This window comes from Brachybacterium sp. GCM10030267, assembly GCF_042666875.1.
Lineage (GTDB): Bacteria > Actinomycetota > Actinomycetes > Actinomycetales > Dermabacteraceae > Brachybacterium.
Window position 1 is genome coordinate 256,552 of the sequence record NZ_JBHTCX010000002.1, and the last position, 21,078, is coordinate 277,629.

A 21,078-nucleotide genomic window follows, 5' to 3' on the forward strand; every position below is an offset into this window, starting at 1 on the left:
GGCGACATGACGACCAGAGCTCTCGCCACGGCGCGTGCCGCCACCGGCAGCGCCCCCGCTCGCCGCGGTGACCGCCTCCGGCGGCTGCTGACCCCGTCCCTGATCGTCGGCGCGGGACTCGTGGTGGCCATCGTGCTGTTCGGGATCATCGGGCCGTTCGTGGTCCAGGACCCGCTGGCGGTGCACAACAGCGGCATGCAGCCGCCCAGTTCGGACCACCTGCTGGGCACCACCCAGACCGGTCAGGACGTGCTCGCCCAGCTCGCCCACGCCACCCGCGGCTCCCTGATCGTGGGGGTGCTGGTGGCGGCGCTGGCGCTGTTCCTCTCGGCGTTCTTCGGCATCCTCGGCGGGTATCTGGGCGGCTGGATCGACGAGTTCTTCTCGCTGTTCACCAACGTGGTGCTGATCCTGCCGGGGCTGCCGCTGATGATCGTGATCGGCTCCTACGTCCAGCAGCGCGGGCTGGTGCTGATCTCGGTGATCCTCGCGATCACGTCGTGGGCGGCCGCGGCGCGCGTGCTGCGCTCCCAGACCCTCTCGATCCGCACCCGCGACTATGTCTACGCCGCGCGCATCGCGGGGGAGAGGCCCTGGCGCATCATCTCGGTGGAGATCCTGCCGAACCTGCTGCCGGTGATGTCCAGCGGCTTCGTCTTCGCCCTGATCACCGCGATCCTCGGGGAGGCAGGGCTGAGCTTCATCGGCCTCGGAGTGGTGGGCACGCAGACCTGGGGCTCGATGCTCTACTACGCCCAGAACGGCCAGGCGCTCACCCTGGGCGGCTGGTGGTGGTTCGTCCCGCCGGGCCTGCTGATCGCCGCCCTCGGGGCCGGGCTGTCGCTGGTGAATTTCTCCATCGACACCATCATCAACCCGCGGCTCAAGCTCGCCCCGAAGGCGATGAAGCAGGTCAGGGCCGCGGAGAAGGCCGATCACGACGGAGCTGACGCATGAGCACCGAGACAACCGAGCTCTCTGCAGGGTTCGAGGAGGAGCGCTCCGGCTCACCGGTGCGAGAGGAACCGGTGCTGACGGTCGAGGGCCTCGACGTGGTCTACGAGGTTGAGGAGCCGGTTCACGCCGTCCAGGGTGCTTCGTTCGTCCTGCACCGCGGCGAGATCCTGGGGCTGGCAGGGGAGTCGGGCTGCGGGAAGACGACTCTGGCCTACGGACTCAATCAGCTGCACCGGCCGCCGGCGCGGATCACCGGCGGTTCGGTGACCTTCCACGACCACGTCACCGGGGAGGACGTCGACGTGCTCGCGCTGGAGGGGAAGAGCCTGCGAGCCTTCCGCTGGTCGAAGGTGGCGATGGTGTTCCAGGGCGCGATGAACTCGCTGAACCCTGTGCTGAGCGTGCGGACGCAGCTGGGCGACGTGTTCACCACGCACCGTCCGCACATGACGAAGCGGCAGCGCCTGGAGCGCAGCGAGGAGCTGCTCGAGCTGGTGGGCGTGGACCCCGCCCGCCTCAACGCCTTCCCGCACGAGCTCTCCGGCGGCATGCGCCAGCGGGTCATGATCGCCATGGCGCTGGCGCTGGACCCCCAGCTGATGATCATGGACGAGCCGACGACGGCACTGGACGTCGTGGTCCAGCGGGAGATCCTGCAGGAGGTGCTGCGGCTGCGCCAGGACCTCGGCTTCGCGGTCGTGTTCATCACCCACGACCTGCCGATGCTGCTGGAGGTCTCCGATCGCATCGCCGTGATGCGCTCGGGGAAGATCGTGGAGCTGGAGACCGCCGAGAACCTGTACTTCGAGCCGAAGGCCGCCTACACGCGCAAACTCCTGGGCTCCTTCCCCTCCCTCACGGGGAGCACCGGGGACTTCGTCCGCGCCGGCTTCGGCGGGCCCGGGCAGGAACCCGCCGGTCAGGAGCCCGCCGGGACGGATCCTGCCGAGGCGGGAACGGGCACGCACACCGACGGATCACAGGAGGCACGATGACGACTCTCGCCGTCGACCAGCTCAGCAAGACCTACCGGATCCGTCAGGGCGTGCGCTTCTCCGCCCTCCGCGCGGTCCAGGAGGTCAGCTTCGAGCTCGCTCCCGGCCGTACCGTCGCCGTCGTCGGCCAGTCCGGTTCCGGCAAGTCCACCATCGCCAAGCTGATCGCGCAGCTGGAGCGCCCCAGCTCGGGGACGATCACGCTGAACGGCCGGCCCATCGGCCGCCGGGGTCGCGCCCTGCGCGAGTACCGCGACGAGGTGCAGATGGTCTTCCAGGATCCCTTCGCCTCGCTGAACCCCTTCCACAGCATCGGCCACCACATCGAGCGGCCCCTCCTGCTCCACGGCAAGGCCACCCGAGCGAACGTGCGCCAGCGCGTGTGCGAGCTGCTGGACCGCGTCAACCTCTCCCCGTCGGCCGACTTCATCGACCGCAAACCGCACGAGCTCTCCGGCGGCCAGCGCCAGCGGGTGGCGATCGCCCGTGCCCTCGCCCCCGAACCCAGCGTGCTGATCGCCGACGAGCCCGTCTCGATGCTGGATGTCTCGATCCGCCTGGGGGTGCTGAACCTGCTCGCGCGGCTGCAGCGCGAGGAGAACCTCGCGATGCTCTACATAACCCACGACCTCGCGACGGCCCGCCACTTCTCGGATGAGATCCTGGTGATGTACCGCGGAGAGGTCGTCGAACGAGGGCCGGCCGACGACGTCATCCTGCGCCCGCAGGCGTCCTTCACCCGGCAGCTGCTGGTGGCCGCCCCGGAACCCGGGAACAATCCGCGGTTCCTCGCCGAGGCGGAGCGCCGCGGTGTGCCCATGCCGGACCACCTCGCCCCGTCGGAGGACGCCTGAATGAACGAGCTCGTCGATGTCGATACCGCCGCCGCCCTCGCCGCACGCCGCCACGAGCTGCGCGGCGGCTGGACGATGACCATCACCGCCGGGCCCGCCCCGTTCGAGGCGGTCGACGTCCCCGCGATCGTGCCGGGCAGCTTCGTCACCGATCTCCACAATGCCGGCCTCATCCCCGATCCCTACGTCGACCGCCACGAGCACGAGCTGCAGTGGACGGGCGAGTGCGACGTCCTCTACCGCACCGAGTTCGAATGGTCCGACGGGAACGGCACCGCAGCGGACCGGGTGGACCTGGTCGCAGCCAGCCTCGACACCGCCGCCACGATCATGCTCAACGGCCGGCGCATCGCCGCCGTGCAGAACCAGCACCGCTCCTGGCGCTTCGACGTCACCGACGCGCTGCGTGCGGGCCCCAACGAGCTGGAGATCCTCTTCGCCTCGCCGCTGCGCACCGCCCGCGAGAACACCGCCGTGCTCGGCGAGCTCCCCGTGGTGGGCAACGACCTGCCCTACAACGCGATCCGCAAGATGGCCTGCAACTTCGGGTGGGACTGGGGTCCGGTGCTGGTCACCAGCGGCATCGCCGGCCCGATCGCGCTGGAGGAGTGGTCCACCGCGCGCCTGGCCGAGGTGCGCCCGCGCGTCACCGTCGAGGGAAGCTCAGGAGCGGTCTCCCTGGCCGCAGCCGTCGAGCGCGCCGACCTGCTCGATGACTCCGAGTTCGAGCTGCGCGCGCAGCTGCTGGACCCGGCCGGAACAGAGGTCGACCAGGCGATCATCCGCGAGTCGGCCGACGACGTCGATCTCGCGCTCAACGTCGCTGAGCCGCAGCTGTGGTGGCCCCGCGGCTACGGCGACCAGCCCCTGTACACGGTTCAGCTCGAGCTGCGTGACGCCGACGGAGCGGTTCTCGAGAACCGCGAGCACCGCATCGCCTTCCGCACCGCCGGGGTGGTCGAGGAGCCCGACGAGATCGGCACCTCCTTCACCGTCGTGGTCAACGGCCGCCCGATCCTCGCCAAGGGCGCCAACTGGATCCCCGAGGACTGCTTCCCCACCCGCCTGAGGGCGGCGGACTACCGCTCCCGCGTGGACGACGCCGTCGAGGCCGGGATGAACATGCTGCGCATCTGGGGCGGCGGGCTCTACGAATCCGACGTGCTCTACGACCTGTGCGACGAGGTGGGCATCCTGGTGTGGCAGGACTTCGCCACCGCCTGCGCCGCCTACTCCGAGGCCGAGCCGCTGCGCAGCGAGTTCGAGGCCGAGGCCCGCGAGAACATCGTCCGCCTGGCCTGGCATCCCTCGCTGATCCACTGGAACGGCAGCAACGAGAACGTGGAGGGCTACTACCACTGGGGCTGGAAGGAGACCCTGCCCGAAGGCACCGCCTGGGGTCTCGGCTACTACACCGAGCTGTTCCCCGCCCTGCTCGCCGAGCTCGACCCCACCCGCAGCTACACCCCCACCAGCCCCTACTCGCGGCCGCTGCCCGAGGATCCCCGCAACCCCGATCACGGGACCGTGCACAACTGGGTGGCCTGGGCCTCCGAGCAGGACAACGACTACGAGCGCTACCGCGACACCATCCCGCGGTTCTCCGCCGAGTTCGGCTATCAGGGCCCGGCGAACTACGCGACCATCGCCCGCGCCATCACCGAACGCCCCCTGGACCCGGACTCGGAGACGATGCTCTCCCACCAGAAGGCCGTGGGCGGCCAGGACAAGCTGCGCCGCGGCATGGCGCCGCACCTGCCTCCGGTCGAGGGGTTCGACGACTTCCACTTCGCCACCCAGTTGAACCAGGCCCGCGCGCTGACCTGCGGCATCGGCCACTACCGATCCTATTGGCCGATCTGCGGCGGCACCATCGTGTGGCAGCTGAACGACTGCTGGCCGGTCACCTCCTGGGCCGCGGTCGACGGCGACGGTCGCCGCAAGCTGCTCTGGTACGCGCTGCGCGACCTCTACGCACCGGTGCTGCTGACCATCCAGCCCGGCCAGCAGGGCCCGGCCATCAGCCTCGGCAACGACACCGACCAGGCCCTCACCGGGCGGCTCCGGCTGCGACGCCAGGATTACGAGGGCACCGTGCTCGCCGAGGACAGCCTCGACGTGCGGGTCGAGGCCCGTTCAGCGGCCACCCTGCCCGTTCCGGCGCTGCTGGCGAGCCCCGGGGACGCCGCCCGCGAGGTGCTCGTCGTGGAGTTCGACAGCTCGAGCGAGGAGCCCGACGGGTCGGCGACGGCTGCGGGGGCGGCCCCCTCCGCCCCGGTGCGCACGGTGCATTTCTTCGCGGAGGACCGTGACTCCGCGCTGGCCGACGGCGCGTTCACCGCCTCGGCCGCGACGACGGAGGACGGCGTGGCGATCACCGTCAGGGCGACCGGGACCGTCCGCGACCTGTGTGTCCTGGCCGACAAGGTCGATCCGGCCGCCGACGTCGACCGCCAGCTGACCACCCTGCTGCCGGGAGAGAGCGCCGTCGTGCGCGTGCGCACGAACTCGACGGCCGACCCGCAGGCATTCCTGGCCGAGGACGTGCTGCTGACCGCCAACGACCTGGTGGCGCGGGCGCGTTCGCGCGCCGTCTGAGCATCGGCGCGCGGAGGGGGAGCATGGGCACCATCGGCATCGCGATCCCCGAATCCGTGTGGTCGGCGAGGTCCGAGCAGTTCTACACCCAGGTGCTGCAGGGGCTGGAGGACACGGTGGTCCCTCTCGGACACACCGTCCTCAGCCGCGTGTGCCGCAGCGTCGACGAGGAGATCGAGGCGCTGCGGCGATGGGCCGAGCGGCCCCTGGCCGACGTGGTGATCCTCAAGGACCTCCACGTGGACGATCCGCGACCGTCGGCCGCCCGGGAGCTCGATCTGCCGTTCATCGTGATCGGCGACGAACGCCAGCGCCGGATCTCCTCGAGCGTGACCATGGACAACGGCGGCACCATGCGGCGGCTGCTCCAGGACCTGCGCGAGCTCGGCCACGAGGCGATCGCCCACGTGGGCGGGCCGTCGAACCTGCTGCACAGCGCGTGGAGGCGCGAGGCCTACGAGGCCTTCGTGCGCGAGCACGGCATGGCGATGCTCGCGGCCGACGGGGACTACGGCGCGGCCAGCGGCGCCGAGTGCGTCCGGACCCTGCTGTCCGGATCCCTCCGGCCGACGGTGATCGTCCACGACAACGACGCCATGGCCATCGCCGGCTGCGACCGGGCGGTCGCGATGGGTGTCGCCGTCCCGCAGGACGTCTCCATCGTGGCCTGGGACGATTCTCCGGCGTGCCAGACCCATGACCCGCCGCTCGCGGTGATCGACCGCCAGCCGCATCAGCTGGGGGTGGATCTCGGGCGGGCTGCGACCTCGCTTCTGGCGGATCCGGCCCGACCCGTCCACCTCACGCAGGATGTGCCGCGGCTGCTCCCGCGGGGAACCGTGGCGCCACGACGCGGCTGACGGTGTTCATCGGCGGTGCCGGTGCGCGCCGTGGACGCCGTCGCTCAGCGCGGGCGCTCAGCGCCGGCGCGAGGTCACGGTTCTGAGAACCCGGCCCCCGCGAGCGCCGGCTCGGGAGACCATGAAGCATGATCTTCGATCTCGATCCCCTCGAGCTCCTCGCCTCGGCCCTGACGGCCGTGGCCCTGGCCGTGCCGATCGCCTTCCTCCTCGCCGCGAGCGTCGTCGCGGCGCCGCGCCGGATGTGGAGCGGTGCCGGGCTCGGCCTGGGAGCCAGCCTGCTGGTGGGAGTGATCATCGCGGGAGCGGCGAGCTTCGTGGGCCGCGGGGGACTGATCGGGACCCTCACCGGCGTGGGGATCGTCCTGGGAATGCTGTGCGCGCTGGCCACCGCGGTGCTGGTCGTGCTGCGGCGCGACGGCTCGGCGCTCGGGGCGGGCCTGGGCATCGCCGCCTGCGTGCTGATCGGGCTCAGCGATCCCAGCCGGATCCTTCCCGCCTTCTTCGGGATCTCCTCCTCCGAAGTCATCGCACTCGCCGCCGTCGTCATCGAAGCCATGGCCGTGGTGGCCCTCGCATCTGCTCTGGTGGCACTCGGCGCGCGGGTCCGGGCGCTCCAGGTCGGCACCGCCTGTGCCGCCGCTGTGGCGGGCGTGCTGACCCTCGCCGCGATGATCGTCGGCGGAGTGCCCGGCACCTCGCGGTCGCCCCTGCTGAGCGTCCTCGTCATCGCCTTCGCCGTCGGCAGCATCGCCGGCGGCGTGCTCGAGGCGCGTCACTCGCGCGAAGCCGACGCGACGGTGGAGGGGTGAGGGGCGCGGACCTCGCGGGGGACTCCTCGCCGAGGCTGGTGCACCGGTGAAACGTGTGTCGCTTGCGCTGCGCTCGCTGGAGTACGGCATCCAGCACGACATCGCCCACCTGCTGCTGATCGCGCTCCCGCTGGGTGCCCTGCTCCTCGTCATCCCGGCGAAGAGCCGACGCCGAGTCGCCGTCTTCGCCGGGCTCGGCGTCCTCCTGGGACTCGGCACGATCGTGCTGGACAGGTCACTGTGGTGGGCCCCCTCACTGTGGGGAACCTCCGGCCAGGGGCTCTCCCCCTTCGACGTGCTGCGCCCGGGACTGCACGCGGTGATCCTTGCCGGGGCGCTCTGTGCCGTGGTGGTGGTCGTCCGGTCGTGGCAGGGAAGAGAGGCTGCCGGTAGGGTGCTGGCCCCGTCGGCCGGCCTGCTGCTCGGACTGGGCGCACCGTACGACTTCCGCACGACGGGGGAGCAGATCTTCTATCCCGTCTTCTCCCGGATGTATACGCCGGAACAGCTCGAGGCGGCGCCCATCCGAATCACCCTGAGCAGCGTCGCCGACGACGCCTTCCATGTCGCCGTATGGACGCTCGCCACGACGGTGGTGGTGCTCGTCCTCGTGGTGTTCGGCCGGCGATCCGGCGCCGTCGCCGTGGGTGCTGCCCTCGGCGCGGTGGTCAGCGCCGTGCTCGCCGGGGGCGAGCTCGTCGTGGACATCCTCGTGAGGGCATTGGCGCTTATGGGCCGACCGGGCGTCTGGTTCCATGTTCCGTCGGACCAGATCATCACCGCGTGTGTGGCCGCGATCGTGCTGGGGATCGTGGCGGCGCTGCTCTCCTCGCGAGTGCCGCGTCCCCGGATCCGGTGAGCGGAATGCGTGTCGTGGGGCGCTGATGCCCGTTGCTCACGCCTGCGCCGGCAGCGGAACGTCCTCGGTCAGTGAGGTGAAGACGTCCTCGGCATCAGCCGAGGGGACGACACGGTTCGGGTCACCCGGAGCCGGCTCCCACGGCATCGTGACGATGGTGATGTCGTCCTGGTCCACGTGCGAGACGCGTGTGGCGAGGGTGGCCAGTGCTCTGACCGACCCGAGATCGTCGTCGACGGTGAGGGAGGCGATCACGGCGTCCAGGAAGGAGTACAACCGGTCCGGACGGTTCAGCACCCCGTCGTGACGCACCGTGTTCGCGATCGCGTCGATGACCTCCTTCTGGTGATCCAAGCGCGCGATGTCGCTGCCATCGCCCACGGCGTGCCGGGTGCGAGCCCAGGCCAGTGCCTGGTAGCCGTCCAGGACCTGATCACCCTGCGGGAGATCCAGATCGGCGAAGGGATCCTGCAACGTCTCCTCGAGGTGGACCGGGATGCCGCCGAGGGCGTCGATGATGTCCGCGAACCCATCGAAGTCGACCTCGACGAAGTGGTCGATGCCGACCCCGGTGAGCTCCTCGGCGGCGCGCACCGAGCACGCCGGGCCGTAGTTCAGCGCAGAGTTGATCATGCCGCGCCTGCTCGGCGCCTCGCCGCGCCCGGCGTCAGCACAGGCCGGCAGCTCGAGCACGGTGTCACGCGGGATCTGGACCACGTCGATCCGATCGTCGTCCTCGGCCAGGTGGACCACCATCAGCGAGTCGGAGCGCTTGCTGCCGTCACCCTGCTCGAAGTTCCCACTGGTCAGATCCCGACTGTCTGATCCGAGGACCAGGATGTTCATCCCGTCGGTCGGGAGGGGATCGGCCTCGTCGGTCCCGGCTCGCAGCGGAGCCGTCTCGAGGCTGCCCTGCAGGCGCATCGCCGGGATCATCACGCCGGCCAGGACGGCGACCGCCAGGAGCGCACCGGTGACCAGGAGAGTGCGGCGCAGGCGCACCTTCCGCCGCGGTGACATCGCGCGATGCCGCCCGCGCGGCCGCTGCACAGAACTCATGAGCACCTCTCCTTCACCCGACCCGGTGGCGGCCTGCCCGTACCGGCGCGGCATAGTATGCGGCCCGGAGCTGGGCACTTCGTCATCAAGACGTTCCATGCTGCGTGGCCGGGCATCCTCGTGCCGTCGTCACTCCCGCTGCCTGCGGGCGTGGTCGTCGGCGTAGGCGCGGAAGACCTCCTCCGGCTCTCCCTCCACCTTGACGAACCCCTGGATCTTCTGTGCCAGGTGGGAGATCACCTCGGACAGCGCTCGGGCTGTGGCCCGCACGTCGGCCGACGGCGCCTCCCGGCCGGCATCGCGCAGCTCGAGCGCGTGGGGCAGCTGGCGGGCCAGGGACTGTTCCGGATCCTCCTCCTGGAAGAAGTAGCTCTCCGAGTGCTGGGAGAGGTCCACGCAGACTCCGGCGAGATCGGCGGTGAGGGTCTCCAGGGTCCGCGCCGCCGAGCTGGGCTCGAGCTGTGAGAGCTCCGCGGCGTACTCGGCGTCGGCCAGAGCGGCGAGGCGCAGGGCCAGGGTCCGTCGGCGCGCGAGGGCGGGATGGACCTGCATGAACCAGGTCATCGCGGCCGTCAGCAGGGCGAATCCCGTGAGGGCTTCCAGTGGCGCGATGACGCGCACCCAGTCGGCGTTGGGGACCACGTCGCCGTAGCCGAGGGTCGACAGGGTCATGAAGGCGACGTACAGCGGTTCGGTGAGGGGGCCCTGCTGGGCGGGATCGACGCCGGAGTACGAGAATGCCTCAGGCAGGTGGGGCGCGTGGATGAGCGCCCATCCCACGCCCTGCAGCAGCACCCACAGGATGATGACGGCCACCATGCCGCCGGGCCCCACGGCGGAACCGAAACGGTGACCCAGCGCGGCGGACCCTTTCCAGAACGCCACGATGACGGCGTGACTCAGCCGTCCCTTCCCGCGCGGGTGCAGCAGCGTGTGGAACATGTCGAAGAGGCCGACGAGGACGAGGGCGATCCCGGCCAGCATGGAGAGGGCGGTCATCCGGCTCTTCTTCTTTCCCCGCGGCGGCGGTGGGGGCGACGTTCGCTGATGTCACGCTCGGCGACGCCGCTGAGACTACGGGATCAGCCCTCGTCGCCGGTGCCGGTGCGGCCCCCGCCAGGGGCGCCCGATCGGTCGGTATCGGCGAGAGAGAACCCGGCCGGAGCCAGGCGAGCGAGCTCCTCGCGCAGCAGCGCGCCGATCTCCGCGCGGCGCTGCTCTCCCATCCGTTCGATCGGACCGGTGACGCTGACCGCCGCCGACTTCCCACCGGGCCGGACCATGGCGACCCCTACGCACGCGATACCCGTCTCGTTCTCCTCGACCTCGCTCGCCCAGCCCCGGCGCGCGGCCTCCTCGACGACGCCGGCAAGACGCCGAGGAGTGACCTCGGCTCCGGGCTCGGCCGCACGGGCGGCGGTGGCCTGTGCGTATGCCTCCAGAGCGGGCCCGCGGATCCCGTCGGCCGCGAGCATCGCCCGGCCCATGGCGGTGCGCCCGGCGGGAGCCCGCTTGCCGACGCGGGACCACACCCGCAGGGTGCGCTCGGGCTCGACCTTGTCGAGGTAGAGGACGTGTGCGCCGTCCATCCGGCCGAGATGGACGAGCTCCTGCGTGCGCTGGGAGATCGTGGCGAGGGCGGGCGCGAACAGGACCGGCAGGTGGTCACCGCCCTCGAAGCGACCTGCCATGACCAGGGGTGCGCTGCCCAGGCGATATCGCTGGTCCGGCGGCACCTGCTCGGCGAAGTCGCGGTGGATCAGGGCGCGCAGCAACCGGTGCACCGAGGCCTTGTTCAGCCCGCTGTGCCCGGCGATGTCGCGCAGCGTCATCCCGTCGGGCCCCGCCTCGGCGAGGATCTCGAGCAGGGCGAGCGCCTTGTCGACGCTGCCCACGGGGGAGGAGCCGCCGTCCGGGGTGGTGGTCATGGCGTCGATCGTCTCCTGTCCGTCTGGGACCGCGTTGCTGCGGGGTACTCCTCGCCCTAGGCTGACATGCATTACGGAATACCTGTTCCACGATACAGAACATGCCGTTCCCCCGCGCCGACGACGCCGTGTGCTCTCGGGGCGTGGACCGCAGCAGCGCCTCAGGAGGGTCCCCCAGTGAGCATCCAGCGCCTCGACGTCATCGTCACCAGCCCCGGTCGCAACTTCGTGACCCTCAAGATCACCACCAGCGACGGGATCGTCGGCTGGGGTGACGGGACCCTGAACGGACGCGAGCTCGCGGTCGCCTCCTACCTGCGCGACCACGTCGCCCCCACCCTCGTCAGCCGCGACGAGTCCGCGATCGAGCAGACCTGGCAGTACCTCTACCGCAGCCCGTACTGGCGGCGCGGGCCCGTCACCATGGCCGCGGTCGCCGCGGTGGACATGGCCCTGTGGGACATCGCCGCGAAGAAGGCCGGCGAGCCCCTGTACAAGCTGCTCGGCGGCGCCTCCCGCACCGGGCTGGTGGCCTACGTCCACGCCTCCGGCAGCACCATCGAACGGCTGAACGACGCCGTTGCCGGATACGTCGACCAGGGCTTCCAGGCTGTGCGCATCCAGAGCGGGGTGCCGGGCCTGGGCCAGATCTACGGCGTTCACGACGCGGCCCCGGGGGCTGCCTACGAGTACGAGCCCGCCGGCCGGCCCACCACCGATGGCTCCGAGCCCGCGGCGCTGCGGCCGACGGAGGAGACCTGGGACACCGCCGCCTACCTGCGCCACCTGCCCTCGGTCTTCGCCGCGGTGCGCGAGCAGTTCGGCGGCGAGCTGCGGCTCCTGCACGACGGGCACCACCGCATGTCGCCCATCGAAGCGGCCAAGCTCGCCAAGGCGATCGAGCCCTACGACCCGTTCTGGCTCGAGGACTGCACGCCCGGCGAGGACCAGGCCGCGCTGCGCCTGGTGCGCCAGCACTCCGTGACCCCGCTGGCGATCGGCGAGGTGTTCAACTCGGTCCACGACTACCAGACGCTGATCACCGAGCGCCTCATCGACTACGTGCGCTCCTCGACCACCCACGCCGGCGGCATCACCGGCCTGCGCCAGATCATGACCTTCGCCGGCATCTACGGGATCCGCTCGGGCTTCCACGGGCCGACGGACGTCTCTCCCGTGGGCATGGCCGCGAACCTCCACCTGGGCCTGGCGATCCACAACTTCGGCATCCAGGAGTACATGCCGCACTCGGCCACCGCGCTCGAGGTGTTCCGTACCAGCTACAGCGTCGACGGCGGCATGCTGCACCCGGGGGAGACCCCGGGGCTCGGCGTCGAGCTCGACGAGCAGGCCGCGGCGGCCCACGAGTACGTGCCGGCCTATCTGCCCGTCAATCGGCTGCGGGACGGTTCCGTGCACGACTGGTGAGCGGCGGCCTCGGCGACAATGGCACGGTGAGCGAGACCCAGACGACCGTCGACTCCGTCCTCACCCTGCTGCGCGCCGAGCCGCTGGGCGAGGGCCAGCTCGAACAGCTGGCCCTCGAGGCCGGCCTCCTGCCCACCGCGGAGCTCGTCTATCTTGTCGAGTCCCGGCCCGCCACGGAGGCCGCGCTGCTGTTCCGCGTGCTCGACAAGGGCACCGCACTGGCCGTCTTCGAGGCGCTGCCCGCGGACCACCAGGCGGGACTGATCTCCGGGCTGCGCACTCCCCAGGTCGCCGAGATCATCGACGACCTGGACCCCGATGACAGGGCCTCCCTGTTCGACGAGCTGCCGGCCTCGGTCGCCGAGCGCCTGATGCGGGGTCTGGACGCCGGTCAGCGCGCCATGACCACGGTGGTGCTGGGGTATCCGCGGGACTCCATCGGCCGGTACATGTCGCCGGAGATGCTCACCCTGCGACCATCGGCGACCGTGCGCGAGGCGTTGGAGCACGTGCGCTCCCACGCGGACGAGCCCGAGACGATCTACATGCTGCCGGTCGTGGACGGCACGCGACGCCTGCTCGGCGTCGTGGGCCTGCGCCGGCTACTGGTCTCGGACGAGGAGGAGCTCGTGGGCGACCTCGCCCACGAGGCCGTCCACGCCCTGGCCACCGACGGCCGCGAGGAGGCGGCGCGGCGATTCCTCGACGCGAAGCTGCTGGCGATGCCCGTCCTCGACCGCGAGGGCCGGCTGGTGGGGATCGTGACCATCGATGATGCCGTCGACATCATCGAGCAGGAGAACGCCGAGGACTCCGCGCGCACCGGGGGGTCCGAGCCGCTGCCCCGGGCCTACCTCTCCACGCCGATCCTGCGGATCGTGCGCAGCCGCATCGTGTGGCTGCTGATCCTGGCGGTCTCGGCGATCCTCACCGTCCAGTTGCTCGAGATCTTCGAGGACCGGCTCCACCAGGTCGTCGTGCTCGCCCTGTTCATCCCGCTGCTGACCGGCACCGGCGGCAATACCGGCAACCAGGCCGCGACCACCGTGACCCGGGCGCTGGCGACAGGGGAGGTGCGAGTGCGCGATCTCCCGCGGGTGGTGTGGCGCGAGCTGCGGGTCGGGGCCACCCTCGGCGCCGTCCTCGGCAGCCTCGGGCTCGTGATCGCGGGGCTGGTCTACGGCTGGCCCATCGGCCTCGTGATGGGGGCGACCCTGCTGTCGGTGTGCATGATGGCGGCGATGGTCGGCGGCCTGATGCCGCTGGTGGCCAAGCGGGTGGGGGCGGATCCTGCCGTGTTCTCCAACCCCTTCATCTCGACGTTCTGCGACGCCACCGGCCTGATCATCTACTTCACGATCGCCACGGCCGTCCTCGGGCTCTGAGGGGCTCGCTCGCGCAGGCTCCCGCTGCTCGGAGTCCGATCGCACGGCGTCGCCGTTATCGGTCCGTGATCTTGTGTCCACCATGCGCCCCTCTCTCGTCTGGCGCCGGAATGTATACAAAAGTGGCGTGACGACGCGAGGAGTTCGGATCCGAGCAGTTCGGATCGACGTGTCGTCGGAGAGGTCTCGACCCGCCGAACTCTTCGTCATCCCGCAGCAGGACGGAGGTGGCCACGTGAGACGACGCTCAGCACTGGGTCTCGGAGCAGCAGGCGCTGCTGCGCTGGTGACGGGGTGCGTGCCGCTCCAGCCACTGGGAGACCCGCCCGAACGTCCCGAGCGCAAGCAGGTCAGCGCTGCCGGCAGGCCGCTCCGCGAGGGCGGGCACCTGGTCATGGCGCTGTCCTCCGAGCCGGACCGGCTGGACCCCACCACCTCGAGCTCTTTGTATACGCGCTTCGTCATGCAGACGATGTGCGAGAAGCTCTACGACATCTCGGCCGACGGCGAGATCGTGCCCATGCTCGCCACCGAGCTGCCCACGATCTCCGAGGACGGCCTCACCGTCGAGATCCCCCTCAAGGACGGCGTCCTGTTCGCCGACGGAGCCGAGTTCGACGCGGAGGCCGTACGCCTCACTCTCGAACGTCACCTCACCCTCGAGGGCTCGACCCGTGCCTCCGAGCTGGGGCCGATCACCGCCGTGGAGGCCATAGAGTCGCTGCGCGTGCGCGTGAAGTTCGAGAGCCCCTTCGCCCCGTTCACCGCGGCCCTCGCCGATCGCGCCGGCATGATCATGTCGCCGCAGGCGCTCGACGAGCTCGGGGAGGACTTCGGCAACCACCCCGTCGGCGTCGGCGCGTTCAAGTTCGTCCGTCGCGTGCCGCAGACTGCGATCGAGGTCGAGGCGGATCCTCTGTACTACGACGCGGACAACGTCCATCTCGACCGCATCACCTACCGGATCATGACCGATGCGAACATCCGCGCCGCCAACATCCAGTCCGGTGATGTCCACGTCGCCGACAGCATCTCCCCGCAGGACTTCGAAGCGCTCCAGGCCGTGGACGGCGTGGGCACCCTGCAGGTGGAGTCACTGGGCTACCAGGGGCTGACCGTCAACGTCGGCCATGCCCCCGAGGGGCAGGAGCCCCCGAGCACCCCTTTGGCCACCGACGAGCGCGTGCGACAGGCCCTGTCCCACGCCGTGGACCGGAACGCTCTGGTCAACACCGTCTTCAACGGCTGGTACACGGCGGCGGGCTCCCCGATCTCGCCCTCCTCACCGTATGCCTCGCCCGAGAGCCGCCACCTTCCGGCCTACGACCCGGACGCCGCGAAGGCCCTCCTCGAGGAGGCCGGGGTGGAGATCCCGTACCCGGTCCGGGTGACGGTCTCGAACACCCAGGACGGATTGCGCTACGCCCAGGCCCTGCAGGCCCAGGCGAAGGAGGCCGGGTTCGCCATCCACGTCGCGCCGATGGAGTACACGGCGGTGCTGGACGCACAGAGCCGCGGGGATTTCGAGGTCGTGCTGCTGGGATGGTCCGGCCGTGTCGATCCCCACGGCAACGCCTACTCCTTCTGGACCACCGGCGGCGGCAACAACTACCCGGGAGTCTCCGACCCCGAGGTCGACCAGCTGCTGGAGGACGCCACCCAGGTCACAGACATCGGCGAGCGCGCCGAGGTCTACGGCGAGGCGGTCGCCCGCATGCAGGAGGTCAATGCCTTCATCTACCTCTATCGCGTGCGCAGCCTGACCGCTCACCGCGATGACGTCGCCGGCGTGGCCGTGTACGCAGACGGGGTCGTCCACCTCTCCCACGCCGCCTTCCTGGATGGTGATCGTTCATGATCCGTTTCCTGCTCGTGCGAATGGCCGAGGCGCTGACCACGCTGCTGATCGCCGCCCTCGTCATCTTCCTGGGCGTGCGTGCCCTGCCCGGCGACCCGGCCCTGGCGATGGCAGGGGAGGAGGCCACCCCGGAGCAGGTCGCCGCGGTGCGCACCGAACTGGGCCTGGACGAACCGCTGCCGGTGCAGTTCCTGGCGTTCCTGCAGAGCATCGTCACCGGCGACCTGGGCGCCTCCACCCGCACCGGCCAGCCCGTCACCCAGATGATCGCGACCACACTGCCGGTGACCATGTGGCTCTCCGGGTTCGCCATCCTGGTGGCCGTGATCGTCGGGATCACGCTCGGCATGCTCGCCGAGCGACGCCGTGGGCGTCCCGAAGAGGTGGGCGCCAATCTCTTCGCCCTCATCGGGCTGTCCGTGCCCAACTTCTGGCTGGGGCTGCTGGCGATCCTGCTGCTCGCCGTCGGACTGGGCTGGTTCCCCGCCTCGGGATACGTCGATGTGCTGGAGGACCCGATACGCGGCATCCACCACCTGTTCCTGCCCTCGGTGATCCTGGGGACCAGCCTCGCCGCGGTCATCACCCGGCAGACCCGAGCCTCGATGATCGAGACCATGAGCACCGACTACGTGCGCACCGCCCGCGCCACCGGCATCGGGCGCGGGCGCATCCTGCTGCGCTACGGACTGCGAAACTCACTGATCGTGCTGGTCACCATCGTCGGCCTGCAGCTGGGAGCGCTCATCTCCGGGGCGGTGGTCACCGAGCGCATCTTCGCGCTGCCGGGCCTGGGACGGCTCACGCTCGATGCCGTCTTCGCCCGCGACTATCCCGTGATCCAGGCCGTGGTGCTGGTCATCACCGCCGGCTACGTCCTGATCAACATTCTCGTCGACGTCCTCTACTCCGTCATCAATCCACAGATCCGGACAGGCGGTGCCACCTCGTGACCGACGCGCTGAGAACCCCCTCGACCCCCGCCCGGGGCGCCGGCTCGAGCTCGGGCCCCACCGCCGGGACGGCCACGCCGGGCCCCGGCGCGAAGGGCCCGACGGACGCGCCGGTCGCGGGCACGCCCCGGCGCCAGAGCGTCCTGGGCGCACTGGTCTCCACGCCCCAGGGCGTCATCGGCTCCGTGCTGGTGGCGCTCGTGGTGGGCGCAGCCGTCCTCGGGCCCCTGCTCGCTCCGCACGGCTTCGCCGAGACCAACTTCGCCCACCCGTTCCAGGTTCCGCGCACCGTCGGCTACCCGCTGGGGACCGACGACCTGGGCCGCGACATCCTCTCCCGCCTGCTGCACGGGGTGCGGGCCTCCATGATCGTCGGCCTCCTGACGATCGTGCTGGCCGTGGGTATCGGCACTCCGCTGGGACTGCTTGCCGGCTACTGGCGGCCGGCGGACCTCGTCGTCTCCCGCCTGACCGATGTGGCCCTCGCCTTCCCGTTCCTCGTGCTCGCCGTCGGGCTGACGGCGATCGCCGGGGCGAGCCTGACCAATGCTGCCCTCGCACTGGGCATCGCGAACATCCCCACCATGGTCCGGGTGGTGCGCGGCGAGACGCTGCGGCTGCGTGAGTCGGAGTTCGTCAAGGCGGCGATCGCGACGGACGCCTCGGCGCCCCGCATCCTGGGACTGCACATCCTGCCGGGCGCGGTCAGCGCCATCATCGTCCAGGCCACGGTGATCATGCCGGTGGCCGTGATCGGGGAGGCGACCCTCTCGTTCCTCGGCCTGGGCATCCAGCCGCCCTCGCCCAGCCTCGGGATCATGCTCTCCGACGCCCAGCAGTACATCTACCGGTCGTCGTCCGCGGCGATCTTTCCCGGCCTGGCGATCGTCCTGATCTGCCTGGCCTTCAACATCTTCGGAGACGCCCTGCGGGATGCCTTCGATCCGTCCGTGACGAAGGGAAGCCGCCGATGACGCCCTCCAGCCCGACCAGCCCCTCCAGCCCGACCAGCCCCTCCACCTCGACCAGCTCCGGCCGCCCGCAGCCCGGGTTCGTGGTGCCGCCAGGTCCGACCACCCGCCCCACTCTCGAGGGCACCTTCGGGATGAGCGCGACCACCCACTGGATCGCGACCGCGTGCTCTCAGGCCGTCCTGGAGCGCGGCGGGAACGCCTTCGACGCCGCCACCGCCGCGGCCTTCGCGCTGCACGTGGTCGAGCCGCATCTCAACGGCCCAGGAGGCGACATGACCGGGGTCTTCGCCACGGCGGAGGACCCCACGCCGGTGGTGATGATGGGCCAGGGCGCCGCCCCCGCGGGCGCAACGATCGAGCACTACCGCGCCGAAGGGCTCGAACGGGTTCCCGGCACGGGCGCCCTGGCGGCCGCGATCCCCACGGCGGTCGACGCCTGGCTGAAGCTCCTGGCCGAGCACGGCACGTGGGAGCTGGCCGACGTCCTGGCCTACGCGATCGAGCTCGCCGAGGACGGCCACCCCGTGCTCGCCCGGGTCAGCGCCCAGATCGAGGCGCTCTCGCAGATGTTCACCGAGCACTGGCCCAGCTCGGCGGCGCTGTGGATGCCGGACGGTGCGCCGCCCGCCCCGGGGCAGCTCGTGCACAATCCTGAGTACGCGGCCGTGCTGCGCGACCTCATCGCAGCCGGCGAGGCTGTCGAGACCGGCACCGAGGACGATGGGCGCGCGGCCCGGATCCAGGCGGCCCGCGAGCGGTGGCGCACCGGACCGGTCGCCGAGGCGATCGCCGAGTTCGTGCGCACCCCGCATCGCCACTCCGACGGCGCCGACCACGCCGGCGTCATCACGGCCGCCGACCTCGCCACCACCGAGGCCACCTTCGAGCCCGCCGCGACCGCCAGCTTCCGCGGATGGACGATCGCCAAGACCGGCCCCTGGGGCCAGGGCCCGGTGCTGCTGCAGGCCCTGCGCCTCCTCGACGGCTTCGACGACGACCACCTCGACCCGGCCACCGAGCTCGGCGCCCACACCATCCTCGAGGCGCTGAAGCTGGCCCTGGCCGACCGCGACGCCCACTACGGCGATGGCCAGGTGCCGCTGCAGACCCTCCTGAGCGAGGAGTACATCGCCTCCCGGCGCGCCCTGATCACCGAGCAGGCCTCCCACGAGTTCCGCCCCGGCCGCGTCGGCGACGGGCCCCTGCCGCTGCCGCCCCTGGTCACCGAGGAACAACTCGCGCAGGCCACCGGCGGCGACGTCGACCACGGCGCCGGGGAGCCGACGGTCCGGCCCAGCGGCGAGGCACGCGGGGACACCTGCCACATCGACGTCGTCGACCGCTGGGGCAACATCATCAGCGCCACCCCGTCGGGCGGCTGGCTGCAGTCCTCACCGGCCGTCCCCGGGCTCGGGTTCTGCCTGGGCACCCGGCTGCAGATGATGTGGCTGGACGAGGAGATGCCCTCCGCCCTGCGGCCGGGGAAGCGGCCGCGCACCACCCTGACCCCGACCCTCGTGCTGCGCGACGGCATCCCGGTGCTCGCCTGCGGATCCCCCGGTGGCGACCAGCAGGACCAGTGGCAGCTGCTGTTCCTGCTGCGGGTGCTCGTGGGCGGCCTCGAACCGCAGCAGGCCATCGACGCGCCCGCGCTGCACACCACGTCGATGCCGGGCTCGTTCTGGCCGCGCACGTGGACACCGGGCGGGGCGGTGGTCGAGGACCGGCTGGGACCCGACGTCATCGCCGGCCTCGAAGCACGCGGTCATCGCGTGGTCCGGGCCGGCGACTGGGCCCTGGGGCGGCTGTCCTGCGTGAGCCGGGACCCGGCCACCGGGATCCTCCGATCCGCCGCGAATCCCCGCGGCGCCCAGGGCTACGCGGCAGGACGGTGAGCGGCATGAACGATGCGAGAGAGCACGACCCCGGCGTCTCGGCCCCGCAGGACGAGCTCGTCCTGGAGATCCGGGACCTGTCGGTCGCCTACGGCGACACCGCGGTCCTCCAGGACGTCGGTCTCACCCTCGCGCCGGGAGAGCGCGCCGCGATCGTGGGCGGCTCGGGATCGGGCAAGTCCACGACGATCTCGGCGATCCTGGGGCTGCTGCCCGGCGCCGGCCGGATCACCGCCGGCTCCATCCGCTACCGCGGCCGGGAGCTCGCCGGCGCCCCCGAGGCCACCTATCGCCGGCTGCGCGGGCAGGGGATCGCCCTTGTCCCGCAGGACCCGATGACCAACCTCAACCCCACGATGCGCATCGGCGACCACATCGCCGACGCCCTGAGCGCGTACGGACACCGCGACCGCGCCGCCATCACGCAGGACGTCGTCCGGCTGATGACCGAGGCCGGCATCCCCGAGGCCGAACGGCGCCGCAAGCAGTTCCCGCACGAGTTCTCCGGCGGCATGCGTCAGCGGGTGCTGATCGCGATCGCGCTCGCCGGGGACCCCGACGTGATCATCGCCGACGAACCCACCAGCGCCCTCGACGTCAGCGTGCAGAAGCAGATCCTCGACCATCTCGAGCGCCTCGTCGTCCAGCGCGGCATGTCCCTGCTGCTGATCACCCACGACCTCGGGGTGGCCGCCGACCGCACCGACACCATCCTGGTCATGCACGAGGGCCGTGTCATCGAGCGCGGATCGCCGAACGCGGTGCTGCGATCGGCCCGGGAGGAGTACACCAAGCGGCTGGTCGAGGCCTCGCCCACCCTCGAGGTCGCGCCGCGGCAGGAGGAGCCGCCCCCGCGCTCGTCCGCGCAGGCCCGTCGTGAGCAGGTGCTGCGCATCGAGGACCTGCGCAAGGTCTACCGGCTGCGCGGCGGCCGCAGTGAGGTCGTCGCCCTGGACGGCATCTCCTTCACCGCCCGCCGCGGCCGCACCACGGCGGTCATCGGCGAATCCGGCTCGGGCAAATCGACGCTCGCCAAGATCATCCTCGGACTGGAGAAGGCCAGCGGGGGCACGGTGCTCATGGACGGCCGCCCGGTGGACACGCGCCGTTCATCGGTGCGCCGCGACCTGCGTCGCTTCGCCCAGCCCGTCTTCCAGGACCCCTACTCCTCGCTGGATCCGACGTGGACGGTGCAGCGCATCATCGCCGAGCCACTGGCGGTCTTCGGCATCGGCACCCGGGCCGAGCGGGCTCGGCGCGTCGCGGAGCTGCTGGACCAGGTGGCGCTGCCACGCGAGGTGGACTCCCGCCTGCCCGGAGAGCTCTCCGGCGGTCAGCGCCAGCGGGTCGCGATCGCCCGGGCGCTGTCGAGCTCCCCGCAGCTGCTGGTGTGCGACGAGGCGGTCTCCGCGCTCGACGTCCTCGTCCAGGACCAGATCCTGGAGCTGCTGGGCGACCTGCAGACGCAGCTGGGCATCTCCTGCCTGTTCATCACGCACGACCTGGCGGTGGTCGCGAACCTCGCCGACGACGTGGTGGTCATGCACCGCGGCAGCATCGTGGAGACCGGAGCCACCGGTACAGTGATCAGCGATCCTGCCCACGACTACACCCGTGGCCTGCTCGAGGCAGCGCCGGGTCGGGAGTTCATGAATGTCTGATC

At 71.1% G+C, this 21,078-nt stretch carries 17 protein-coding genes; 14 read left to right on the forward strand and 3 right to left on the reverse strand.

What is annotated here, in order from left to right; translation table 11 throughout:
• The first annotated feature begins 6 nt into the window (after positions 1 to 6).
• The 7 genes from ACFQS2_RS01580 to ACFQS2_RS01610 all read left to right on the forward strand — a co-directional run bounded on the left by ACFQS2_RS01580 (position 7) and on the right by ACFQS2_RS01610 (position 7,935).
• Entirely contained in the window at positions 7 to 957 is a 951-nt protein-coding gene (locus tag ACFQS2_RS01580; protein WP_377018622.1) for an ABC transporter permease, read from the forward strand.
• Positions 954 to 1,952, forward strand: coding sequence for an ABC transporter ATP-binding protein (locus tag ACFQS2_RS01585; protein WP_377792481.1), 999 nt, complete (start codon positions 954 to 956; stop codon positions 1,950 to 1,952). Before ACFQS2_RS01580 ends, ACFQS2_RS01585 begins: the two co-directional genes overlap by 4 nt.
• Positions 1,949 to 2,806, forward strand: a complete 858-nt coding sequence (locus tag ACFQS2_RS01590; RefSeq protein ID WP_377792482.1) for an ABC transporter ATP-binding protein — start codon at positions 1,949 to 1,951, stop codon at positions 2,804 to 2,806. The genes ACFQS2_RS01585 and ACFQS2_RS01590 overlap by 4 nt, the downstream gene beginning before the upstream one ends.
• Positions 2,807 to 5,404 carry a glycoside hydrolase family 2 protein gene (locus ACFQS2_RS01595; RefSeq protein WP_377018625.1) on the forward strand — a complete coding sequence of 866 codons (2,598 nt, stop codon included), beginning with the start codon at positions 2,807 to 2,809 and terminating at the stop codon, positions 5,402 to 5,404. It abuts the gene before it with no gap.
• A 23-nt stretch (positions 5,405 to 5,427) separates the two neighbouring features.
• Positions 5,428 to 6,264: a LacI family DNA-binding transcriptional regulator gene (locus ACFQS2_RS01600; RefSeq protein ID WP_377792483.1), complete on the forward strand. Its 837-nt coding sequence runs from the start codon at positions 5,428 to 5,430 to the stop codon at positions 6,262 to 6,264.
• A gap of 128 nt (positions 6,265 to 6,392) precedes the next feature.
• Positions 6,393 to 7,076, forward strand: a complete 684-nt coding sequence (locus ACFQS2_RS01605) for a hypothetical protein (protein ID WP_377792484.1) — start codon at positions 6,393 to 6,395, stop codon at positions 7,074 to 7,076.
• A gap of 46 nt (positions 7,077 to 7,122) precedes the next feature.
• Positions 7,123 to 7,935 carry a hypothetical protein gene (locus tag ACFQS2_RS01610; RefSeq protein WP_377018628.1) on the forward strand — a complete coding sequence of 271 codons (813 nt, stop codon included), beginning with the start codon at positions 7,123 to 7,125 and terminating at the stop codon, positions 7,933 to 7,935.
• A gap of 36 nt (positions 7,936 to 7,971) precedes the next feature.
• Here ACFQS2_RS01610 and ACFQS2_RS01615 read toward each other — a convergent pair whose 3' ends face one another.
• The 3 genes from ACFQS2_RS01615 to ACFQS2_RS01625 all read right to left on the reverse strand — a co-directional run bounded on the left by ACFQS2_RS01615 (position 7,972) and on the right by ACFQS2_RS01625 (position 10,922).
• Complete coding sequence (locus ACFQS2_RS01615; protein WP_377018629.1) at positions 7,972 to 8,994, reverse strand: LCP family protein; 1,023 nt, start codon at positions 8,992 to 8,994, stop codon at positions 7,972 to 7,974.
• Between the two features lie 129 nt (positions 8,995 to 9,123).
• On the reverse strand, positions 9,124 to 9,993 hold the full coding sequence (locus ACFQS2_RS01620; protein WP_377792485.1) for a potassium channel family protein: 870 nt from the start codon (positions 9,991 to 9,993) through the stop codon (positions 9,124 to 9,126).
• Positions 9,994 to 10,076: 83 nt separating this feature from the next.
• Positions 10,077 to 10,922: an IclR family transcriptional regulator gene (locus ACFQS2_RS01625; RefSeq protein ID WP_377792486.1), complete on the reverse strand. Its 846-nt coding sequence runs from the start codon at positions 10,920 to 10,922 to the stop codon at positions 10,077 to 10,079.
• 177 nt (positions 10,923 to 11,099) lie between these two features.
• Between ACFQS2_RS01625 and manD the strand changes: the two genes are divergently transcribed.
• From manD to ACFQS2_RS01660, 7 genes are all read left to right on the forward strand, one after another.
• Positions 11,100 to 12,350, forward strand: coding sequence for a D-mannonate dehydratase ManD (manD, locus tag ACFQS2_RS01630; RefSeq protein ID WP_377792487.1), 1,251 nt, complete (start codon positions 11,100 to 11,102; stop codon positions 12,348 to 12,350).
• Between the two features lie 26 nt (positions 12,351 to 12,376).
• Entirely contained in the window at positions 12,377 to 13,735 is a 1,359-nt protein-coding gene (mgtE, locus tag ACFQS2_RS01635; RefSeq protein ID WP_377792488.1) for a magnesium transporter, read from the forward strand.
• A 235-nt stretch (positions 13,736 to 13,970) separates the two neighbouring features.
• A complete protein-coding gene (locus ACFQS2_RS01640; RefSeq protein ID WP_377792489.1) occupies positions 13,971 to 15,593 on the forward strand; it encodes an ABC transporter substrate-binding protein in 1,623 nt (540 codons plus the stop codon).
• Positions 15,590 to 16,546 (forward strand): ABC transporter permease, encoded by a 957-nt coding sequence (locus tag ACFQS2_RS01645; protein WP_377018635.1) that lies wholly within the window; start codon positions 15,590 to 15,592, stop codon positions 16,544 to 16,546. The genes ACFQS2_RS01640 and ACFQS2_RS01645 overlap by 4 nt, the downstream gene beginning before the upstream one ends.
• Entirely contained in the window at positions 16,543 to 17,520 is a 978-nt protein-coding gene (locus ACFQS2_RS01650) for an ABC transporter permease (RefSeq protein ID WP_377792490.1), read from the forward strand. The genes ACFQS2_RS01645 and ACFQS2_RS01650 overlap by 4 nt, the downstream gene beginning before the upstream one ends.
• A gap of 131 nt (positions 17,521 to 17,651) precedes the next feature.
• The gene (locus ACFQS2_RS01655; protein WP_377792622.1) at positions 17,652 to 19,415 is read left to right on the forward strand and encodes a gamma-glutamyltransferase family protein; all 1,764 of its coding nucleotides are present in this window, start codon (positions 17,652 to 17,654) and stop codon (positions 19,413 to 19,415) included.
• Between the two features lie 5 nt (positions 19,416 to 19,420).
• A complete protein-coding gene (locus ACFQS2_RS01660) occupies positions 19,421 to 21,076 on the forward strand; it encodes a dipeptide ABC transporter ATP-binding protein (protein WP_377792491.1) in 1,656 nt (551 codons plus the stop codon).
• Positions 21,077 to 21,078: the final 2 nt, after the last annotated feature.